6 protein-coding genes are annotated in these 8,252 nt (G+C 70.6%); 3 read left to right on the top strand and 3 right to left on the bottom strand.

What is annotated here, in order from left to right:
* Window positions 1-1,236, bottom strand: a 1,236-nt coding sequence (locus E2651_RS38275) for a sigma-70 family RNA polymerase sigma factor (protein ID WP_135335885.1), incomplete at its 3' end; no start/stop codon positions are given.
* A gap of 195 nt (window positions 1,237-1,431) precedes the next feature.
* Entirely contained in the window at window positions 1,432-2,208 is a 777-nt protein-coding gene (locus E2651_RS38270; RefSeq protein ID WP_135335884.1) for a helix-turn-helix domain-containing protein, read from the bottom strand.
* 374 nt (window positions 2,209-2,582) lie between these two features.
* Here E2651_RS38270 and E2651_RS38265 point away from each other — a divergent pair, with 374 nt between their 5' ends.
* Window positions 2,583-3,941 carry an NAD(P)/FAD-dependent oxidoreductase gene (locus tag E2651_RS38265; protein WP_135335883.1) on the top strand — a complete coding sequence of 453 codons (1,359 nt, stop codon included), beginning with the start codon at window positions 2,583-2,585 and terminating at the stop codon, window positions 3,939-3,941.
* A 142-nt stretch (window positions 3,942-4,083) separates the two neighbouring features.
* Window positions 4,084-5,748 carry a SpoIIE family protein phosphatase gene (locus E2651_RS38260; protein ID WP_135335882.1) on the top strand — a complete coding sequence of 555 codons (1,665 nt, stop codon included), beginning with the start codon at window positions 4,084-4,086 and terminating at the stop codon, window positions 5,746-5,748.
* Between the two features lie 20 nt (window positions 5,749-5,768).
* Here E2651_RS38260 and E2651_RS38255 read toward each other — a convergent pair whose 3' ends face one another.
* Window positions 5,769-7,046: an MFS transporter gene (locus E2651_RS38255; RefSeq protein ID WP_209446349.1), complete on the bottom strand. Its 1,278-nt coding sequence runs from the start codon at window positions 7,044-7,046 to the stop codon at window positions 5,769-5,771.
* A gap of 122 nt (window positions 7,047-7,168) precedes the next feature.
* Between E2651_RS38255 and E2651_RS38250 the strand changes: the two genes are divergently transcribed.
* Window positions 7,169-7,717: a MarR family transcriptional regulator gene (locus tag E2651_RS38250; RefSeq protein WP_135335880.1), complete on the top strand. Its 549-nt coding sequence runs from the start codon at window positions 7,169-7,171 to the stop codon at window positions 7,715-7,717.
* Window positions 7,718-8,252: the final 535 nt, after the last annotated feature.

Here is an 8,252-nt window from a genome sequence, read left to right as displayed (position 1 = left end):
GCCACCCGACGAGCCACCGCTCGCCGCCGCCGCGCCGCCCGCCGCGCCACCCGACGAGCCACCGCTCGCCGCCGCCGCGCCGCCCGCCGCGCCACCCGACGAGCCACCGCTCGCCGCCGCCGCGCCGCCCGCCGCGCCACCCGACGAGCCACCGCTCGCCGCCGCCGCGCCGGCCGCACCGGCGCCCGCGGCACCGGCGGCGCCACCGCCGACGAGCGCGGCCACCTTCGCGTACCCGGCGGCACCGAACCAACCGATGACCGCGATCGGCACGACACCGGGGATCCCGCTGGCGACTTCCTTGATCTGGCCCGCGGCCAGACGGCACTTGGCGCACTCCTCCAGGTGCTTGCGCAGGCCGCGCTCGGCCCGGGTGCGCAGGCTGCCGCGCGCGTAGGCGCCGAGCCGGTCGGCGTAGCGCGCGCACTCCTCGCTCTGGGTGAGCGTGCTGCTCACGTGCGCCTGGAGGTAGGCCTCCTTCAGACCCTCACGCGCGCGCTTGGCGAGCACGCGGGTGCCGTTGGCGTCGAGCCCGAAGAGCGTGGCGACGTCGCTGGGGGACTCGTCCTCGATCTCCGTGTGCCACAGCACGGCCTGCCAGCGCTCGGGAAGGCTCCGGAACGCCTGCATGGCCATCGACTGCTCGGCCTCGTGCATCGCGCGCACGTCCGCGCCCAGTTCGAGTGTGTCGTCGTCGGACACCTCTGAGCTGCGTGCGGCCTGCGCGGCGAACACCGCGAAGTCGTCGACCAGTTGCTCGCGCTTCTGTGACTTCGTCCACCCCGCGGCGACGCGGCGCACCGTGGTGAGCAGATAGGCGCGCACCGCGTGCTCGGGCCCGCTGCCGCCGCGGACGGCCTGCAGCATCCGCGCGAAGACCTCGGCGGTGAGGTCGTCGGCGGTGTGCGCGTCCCGGCAGCACGTGCGTGCGTACCGGCGGACCGCGTCGGCGTGCCTGCGGTACAACTCCTCGTACGCGGTGTCGTCGCCCGCCCGCATGCGGGCGATGAGGTCGCTGTCGGCCGGCGGACCGTCCACGGACGTCGCCTCGCCCCGGCCGGGCTCCCGCTGTGGCGGAACGCTGGGATCCGCACCGTCGGGACCGGTGCCGGGACCACCGCCGGTACCGGCGGTGGTGCCACCGGGCCCGCCCTGGCTCGGCACCTGGCGAGAGGGCAGCCCTCCGGCCTCCTCACCCACGGCAGAGGACGCGTCGTCCCGCCCGTCACCACTCATCGCGGAAAGCCCCCGCTTGCGCACTCAGACCCGAACACCGGGAAAGAGTGCCACACGGCCGTGTTCCGGTGGACTGTGATGACGGTCAACCACCCGTCCGAGGTGACTTACCGCGATTGAGCACTACCGTTCACCCATTCGGGGAAGGCTCAACGTCCTTGTGTTTGACCGGAGTTGAACCTTCCCGCGGGTGCGTCACGCCGTGGGGCGCGACCGCAGACCTTCGAGCAGGATGTCCAGGAGCCGCGAGGAGGCCGCCGCCTGCTGCGCCGCGTCCGGCAGCGAGGGCGCAGCCGTGGCTATCACCAGGAGCACGTCCGCCACGGTCACATCGGCGCGCAGCTCGCCCGCCGTACGCGCCCGCTCCACCAGACGCCCGACGACGTCAAGCAGCGCGACCGCCCCCGGGTCGTCCGGCAACGACTCCTCGACGGGCGCCGATCGCTGCTCGACAAGCCGCAGATCGGGACCGCCCGGCGCCGACTGCCGCTGCTGCGGCACCCGCGCCTCGTCCTCCCGCACACCACCGGCGACCTCGTCGGCGACGCCCACCCGCAGCACCTGCGGCGGAAGCAGCCGGCCCGCGCCCGAAGCGACGGACGTCCGCAGGAAGCGCGAGAGCGCCGACCACGGCTCGTCCTCCTGACCGAGCGCGGCACGCGCCTGGTCGGTCAGCCGGGAGGTCTCCTCCTCGGCTATCCGCCTGACCAGTACGTCCTTGCTCGGGAACCGCCGGTAGACCGTGCCGACACCGACCCGCGCGCGGCGCGCGACGTCCTCCATCGGGGCGCCGTACCCCAGCTCGCCGAACACCTCGCGCGCCGCGCGAAGGACATGCTCGAGATTGCGCTGTGCGTCCACACGCAGCGGCGTCGTACGCGGTCCGTCCCCCATGTCGCGTCCGTTCCCGCTGGTGGCGATGGCCGATGCCGTCGCCGTCGTCGAAGTCCAGTGAGATTCCTGCATATGCATACGCGTTCCCCCGGTAATGACGTCTCCCCCCGGAGACACTCCCCGTCATTGACTACCGGAGTGTGAGGAGCGAGCCCTGTTCCCGGGTCCCGTTGCTGAACCCGACGAGCGCATCCCCCGACACCCCGACGACACACGAACATAGTTGAGCCAGAGTCAATTCAGAAGAGGCGGGTTCCGCACAGAGCGCCCCCCGATCGGAGTACGCACCGATTCCGACCCGATTGCACCTCTGCATTTCACCCCTCTCCCGGCCGCTGACCTGCACTCCTCTCGATCGCCCCGGCAAATCGCCGACGGCGCGTCGCACATCGCGGCCGGTCACACAAATTGCCGAGCCTGTGGACAAACTCAAGAGCTGGGTGCGTCATGGGATGGTGAAGGAACCTGTGCGCATTCTCGTTGTGGGCGGCGGCTACGTCGGCATGTACACCGCGCTGCGCCTCCAGCGGAAGCTGAAGCCGGAGCTGAAGCGGGGCGAAGCGGAGATCGTGGTGGTGACGCCCGAGCCGTATATGACCTACCAGCCGTTCCTGCCCGAAGCCGCCGCGGGCTCCATCTCGCCGCGACACGTCGTCGTCCCGCTGCGCCGCGTCCTGGACAAGTGCCGGATCGTCATCGGCGAGGTCATGGCGATCGACCACGCCAAGCGGTCCGCGTCTTTCACGACCCTGGCCACCCAGGACGAGGGTGCGGGCCCCGTCGACATCACGTACGACGAACTGGTCCTTGCCCCCGGCTCCGTCTCGCGCACCCTGCCCGTCCCCGGCCTCGCCGACCACGGCATCGGCTTCAAGACCGTCGAAGAGGCCATCGGCCTGCGCAACCACGTCATCGAACAGATGGACATCGCCTCGTCGACACGCGACCCGGCGGTCCGCGACGCCGCCCTCACCTTCGTCTTCGTAGGAGGCGGGTACGCGGGCGTGGAGGCGCTCGGCGAACTGGAGGACATGGCCCGCTACGCCGCGCGGTACTACCACAACGTCAAGGCCGATGACATGAAGTGGATCCTCGTCGAGGCCTCCGGGCGGATCCTGCCGGAGGTCGGCGAGGAGATGGGCAAGTACACCGTCCGTGAGCTTCGGCGCCGCAATATCGACGTACGCCTGGAGACCCGCCTGGACTCCTGCGAGGACCGGGTCGCCGTACTGAGCGACGGCGCGCGCTTCCCCACCCGCACAGTGGTGTGGACCGCCGGCGTCAAACCGCATCCGGTGCTCGCCGCGACCGACCTGCCGCTGAACGAACGCGGCCGCCTGAACTGCACCGCCCAGCTGACCGTGGACGGCGCCACGCACGCGTGGGGCGCGGGAGACGCGGCAGCCGTCCCCGATGTCACCGCCGACGAGCCCGGCAAGGAGTGCGCCCCCAACGCCCAGCACGCCGTACGCCAGGCCAGGACGCTCGGCGACAACATCGCCGCGTCACTGCGCGGACAGCCCCTCACGGAGTACACGCACACCTACGTGGGCTCCGTGGCCTCCCTGGGACTTCACAAAGGCGTCGCACATGTCTACGGACGGAAGTTGAAGGGCTACCCTGCCTGGTTCATGCACCGCGTCTACCACCTCAGCCGGGTGCCCACCGTCAACCGCAAGTCCCGAGTCCTCGCCGAATGGATCCTGTCCGGCCTGTTCAAACGGGAGATCGTCTCCTTGGGGTCGCTCGAGCACCCGCGTGCGGAGTTCGAACTCGCGGCCGGGGGCAGAAGCCCGAAGGAGTCCTCCTGACCGGAGGCAGGAACTCCTCCCGCGCCGTCGGCGTCTGACGGATGTCAGTCCGGTCGGCCAGACTGTTCGTGTGACCATGGGCGGGCCAGGACCGCCGGAAATCCCCGCCCGATCCAGAAGCGACATCACGAGGCCTACCGCAGTGAACTTCACGCGCTGGAGCGCCCGGCTCCCCGGAACGCAGCGCCGCGCCGCGGCGCGGACCGACCTGGGGCTCTCCCCGGCACGAGCCGAAAGCTCCGTCCCCGCGGCCCGCGCCGAGGGCCGCCCGGACGGCACGGCACCCGCGCCCACCGGCGGCGTCGACGAACTGCCGACCCGCGAGGTGCTCGACCACATCCCGGCCCTCGTCGCCCTGGTGCACGGCCCCGACCACCGCATCGCGTACGTCAACGACGCCTACACCGCCGCCTTCGGCGAACGCCCCGTCGGCGAACCGGCCCGCGAGGCACTGCCCGAGCTCGAGGAGCTCGGCCTGCTGCCCCTCCTGGACCAGGTCCTGCGCAGCTCCAAGCCGCGCACGGTGAAGTCCCGCAAGGCGCCGAGCGGCCGCTCCTACACCTTCACGTGCACCCCCGTGACTGTGCCTATCAGCGGCTCCGCCGCGGGCCTCAAGGACAACGGCGTCCTCGTCTTCGCCGCCGACGTCACCGACCACGCGGAGGCCGCCGAGCGGCTGCGCGCCAGCGAGCGCACCCAGCGCGAGACGGCCGTCACCCTCCAGCGCTCGCTGCTGCCCCAGGAGTTGGAGCAGCCCGACGACCTGCGCATCGCCGCCACGTACCAACCGGGCGGCACGGAGGCGGCGGTCGGCGGCGACTGGTACGACGTGATCACGCTCGGCGGCGGCCGCACCGCCCTGGTCATCGGCGACGTCATGGGCCGCGGCGTCCGCGCGGCGGCCGTCATGGGCCAGCTCCGCACGGCCGTACGCGCGTACGCCCGCCTGGACCTGCCGCCGCACGAGGTCCTGCAGCTCCTGGACGGCCTCGCCGCCGAGATCGACGCCAGCCAGATCGCGACGATGGTCTACGCCGTGCACGACCCGAACGAGGGCAGCCTCGTCTACGCCTCCGCCGGGCACCTGCCGATCCTCGTACGGGACGAGAGCGGCACGATCCACCGCGCGGAGGAACCCACGGGCCCGCCGCTGGGCACCGGCGGCTGGCTGCACACATCGGGCTCCGTCCCGCTCGGCCCCGGCTCGACCGCCGTCCTCTACACGGACGGCCTGGTCGAGCGGCGCAGCGAGGACATCGACGAGGGAGTCGCCGCCCTGGAGCGCGCACTCGCGGGCGCCACCGGCACACCCCAGGTGGTCTGCGACCGCCTGATCCGCGCCCTGGGGGTGACGGCGGACCACGACGACGACGTGGCGGTCCTGGTCCTCCAGCACCCCGCGCGCAAGGGCCTGGACGCCGAGCTGTTCCGCAACGCCGCCCTGGAGCTGCTCGGCGGCGTGGAAGCGGCGCCACGCGCGCGTGCCTTCGCCACCGGCGTCCTCGCCAGCTGGCGCTTCCCGCCGGAACTGCACGACCTGGGAGTCCTCGCGGCCAGCGAACTGGTCGCCAACTCCCTCCAGCACGGCACACCGCCGATGCGCCTGCGCCTGCGCCGCACGGACCGCCGCCTGATCATCGAGGTCACGGACGGCGACGACCACTTGCCCCGGCGCCGCCGCGCCGAGCCCGCGGACGAGGCGGGCCGTGGCATCGCCATCGTCGCGACGATCGCCTCGAACTGGGGCTCGCGGCGCACACCGGGCGGCGGCAAGGCGGTCTGGTGCGAATTCGCCCTGCCGCGCTGACTTCTTAAGAAGCTGACTTCTTAAGAAGAGGTGGCCGGTACGGGCTCGGGGGCGCTCTGGGCGACCACCCGGCTCTTGGCGAGGGACGGCTGGTTCTGCACCGGCGTGAGCTGCCGACCGAGCCGGATCGCGAGCACACTGATGCCGAGCGAGAACAGCAGGAACGTCACGATGTACGGCCCGTGCAGCGAGGCCCCCATCGGCCCGCCCACGGCAGGACCGACCGCCAGCGCCAGCTGCTTCACCAGGGCGAAGGCCGAGTTGTACTGACCGACCATCCCGGCCGGAGCCAGATCGGCGACCAGCGGCGCGACGGTCGGCGACAGCATCGCCTCACCGAGCCCGAAGAGCGCGTACGTAGAGATGAGCGCGGCGGTGGCCATGGCCTTGCTGCCGTTGCCGAGCCCCGCGTAACCCGCCGCGATCCACGCGACGGCCCAGATGAGCCCGACGGCCGCGATCACCCGGGACCGCTTGCGCCGCTCCACGAACTTCAGGACGGCGAACTGCGCGATGACGATCACGGCCGTGTTGGCGGCGAGCGCGATGCCCAGCGTCGACGGCGAGACCCCGGCCGCCTCCACGCCGTACGCGGAGAGACCCGACTCGAACTGCCCGTAGCAGGCGAAGAAGAGCACGAAGCCGAGCACGCACAGCTGCACCATCGCCTTGTGCCGCAGCAGCTCCAGCAGCCCGCCCCGCGGCGCGGAACCCTTGGGCATGGCGCCCTGGAGCGCCGGCGAGTGCGGCAGCCGCACGGTGACCGCGATCGCGGCGAGCACCAGGAACATCACGGCCTCGATGGAGAACAGCAGCGTGAAGCTGCTCGGCCGGTGCTCGTCGACGATCTGGCCGCCGATGAGCCCACCGATGCCCAGGCCCAGGTTCTGCAGGAAGAACTGCATCGCGAAGGCACGCGTGCGGGTGCTCGGCGTCGAGCACCAGACGATCATCGTGGCGAGCGCGGGCTGCATGACCGCGGTGCCGGCGCCGAGGAGCGCCGCCGAGACGATCGCCGTCACCTCACTGCTCGCGAAGCCAAGGGCGACGGCCCCCACCGAGGCGATCAGCGCCGCTCCGACGAGTACGGGGAGGGGGCCGCGGCGGTCGATCACGCGGCCGGTGACGGGCAGGACGATCAGCGCGGCCATGGCGAACGCGGCGAGCACGATGCCCGCCGCACCGGACCCCAGATCCCGCACCTGCGCCACATAGACGTAGAGGAACGGAACCGTGAACCCGACACCGAACGCGCTCAGCGCGCTGCCTGCCTGAATGCGACGCATCGCTGCGCCCATCGCCCTGGTCACTTTCACCCACCTTAGGAGTTAGACGTGAAGACTTCGAAGCTAAAGTTAGAACCTAAACAATACACATGGAAGGACTTCAACGCCAAGCGAGGCCGTGCCATACTGCGGCCATGGGTGACACTCCCGGCCCCAGTGAGCCGACTCTCGACGAGCAGATCGCCGCCTACCAGCGGGAGTTTCAGGACCTCGACCCCCAGGTCGAGGAGATCGTCTCGGCCCTCGGCCGCCTCAACCGCCGTATGAACGTCGCCTACGGGCGGCAGACCGCGACCCTCGGCATCAGCAACGCCGAGTGGGAGGTCCTCAAGGCACTCGTCCTCTCCGGCGCCCCGTACCAAATGGGCCCCGGCGAGCTGGCCAAGCGCCTCGGCCTCACGCCGGCCGCCATGACCCACCGCATCGACCGCATGGTGGCGGAGGGTCTGGTCACCAGGGATCGCGACGAGACCAACCGCGTACGCGTGATCGTGGAGCTCACCGCGGAGGGCCGCGAGAAGTGGCTGGAGGCGATGCGCCTGGCCACGGTCTTCGAGGAGGACCTCCTCCAGGACCTGTCCCCTCGGGAACGGGGCGCCCTGGGAGAGGTGCTGACCCGCCTTCTGCGCCGGGTCGAGGACGCCCAGCCGGACGCCGGCGGCCGCCTCACCGACCTGGGCTGAACCCCCCACCTCGGGGTTTGACAGTCACCTGCCCGATCCGTAAGGTTCTTCGGGTTGCCACGGAGCCGTAACGGTTCTGCGACAGCACCTCCCGCCGCTGAGACGCGGCAAACCAAACTCTGCACGACATCCCACCGGGAACGCATTCGGTATGCCCGAATTCATTTCCAAGGCTCGATTATGAGTCGCCGGGAAAAACCGCTAGAGTTTGAGACGTCGGAACGGCCCAACAGCCGGGAAGGCAAACCCCGCTGACTGGGAATCAGGCCCGAAAGGATCTGGTAGAGTCGGAACCGCCGGAAAGGGAAACGCGAAAGGCCGAGAGGCCGGAGCGGAAACCTGAAAGGCACCGAGGAAATCAGACACGAAAGAGTCTGATAGAGTCGGAAACGCAAGAACAAAAGAAACACCGAAGGGAAGCGCCCGGAGGAAAGCCCGAGAGGGTGAGTACAAAGGAAGCGTCCGTTCCTTGAGAACTCAACAGCGTGCCAAAAGTCAACGCCAGATTGACAACCCCGTCTCGGCCGTCATGGTC

The sequence above is a fragment of the Streptomyces sp. MZ04 genome (genome assembly GCF_004684775.1).
Taxonomy (GTDB): Bacteria; Actinomycetota; Actinomycetes; order Streptomycetales; family Streptomycetaceae; genus Streptomyces.
The sequence above is the reverse complement of the archived record's forward strand: the minus strand, read 5'-3'. Positions and strand labels throughout refer to the sequence as shown.